At 57.6% G+C, this 911-nt stretch carries 1 protein-coding gene and 1 pseudogene; both read right to left on the reverse strand.

Features of this window, described 5'->3' with window-relative positions; all coding sequences use genetic code 11:
* A partial coding sequence (locus RCCGE510_RS32655; protein WP_240539738.1) for a beta-eliminating lyase-related protein occupies positions 1–694 on the reverse strand: 694 nt, incomplete at its 3' end.
* Positions 645–911 (reverse strand): annotated as a pseudogene (locus RCCGE510_RS32660) (sarcosine oxidase subunit gamma family protein); the annotation flags it as partial. The pseudogene RCCGE510_RS32660 and the gene RCCGE510_RS32655, both read right to left, overlap by 50 nt.

The following is a 911-nucleotide window of genomic DNA, read 5'->3' on the forward strand; positions in this document are numbered from 1 at the left end:
CTTCCGCATTCATTGTTCCGTTTTTTGTGGTCCCGAAGGTCAGAATGTCGACGCCGGATTTCCAGGTTATCTCCGCAGGGGAGGCGCCCAAATGGACTATGGCATTTGCCAATCGTGCTCCGTCCAGATGAACCTTCATCCCGGCGTTATGGGCGACCGCGCTCAATTCCTGCATTTCCGCCGGCTCGTAGACGACACCTGCCTCCGTCGCCTGAGTAAGGCTGATCGCACTGGCGGCCATGTGGTGCACATTGCCGATCCCGTGCTTTTGCAGTGCCTTCTCAAACGTTTCGACCGATATCTTGTGATGCTCGCCGGAGAGCAAAGTCATCCGGCCGCCACCACTGTAGAACTCGGGCGCGCCCGCCTCTGTCGTCACGATGTGTGCAGCCTCGTGGCAAAAGATGGTGCCGTAGGTCGGGGTGATGGCGCCGAGAGCAAGCCCATTGCCGGCAGTGCCTGTAGGCACTGGAAAAACAAACGCTTCCCGCTCAAAGAAGTCGGAATAGGCAGGTCCTAGTCGCGCGGTATATTGGTCTGCACCGTAGGCAGTCTCAATGCCGTGGTTGCAGCCGATCAGCGCCTCCATCACCTGTTCGCAGACCGGAACGCCGTTGTCCGAATTGAAGTGATACGTTGCTATTTTACGTCCTCCCGGCTCCGGTGAAGCCACCGCCGAATTCGGCAGACGCATCTTCCAGTACGTCCCAGAGGTAATCGGCCGAGGCGAAATCCGTCAGCATGTGGATCCCGTAGGAACCCTCGTCCATTTGACGGATCAAGACCGCGCCGATCCGTGCCACAACCGTTTGCGCCACCTCTCCTGGTTCGAATTTGCCATCACGCAGATCGACCCCGCAGATCTTTGACATCATCTGTGAGACAGAACGTCCTTCCAGATAAAGCCAGCT

The sequence above is a fragment of the Rhizobium sp. CCGE 510 genome, assembly GCF_000292525.1.
Classification (GTDB): Bacteria; Pseudomonadota; Alphaproteobacteria; order Rhizobiales; family Rhizobiaceae; genus Rhizobium.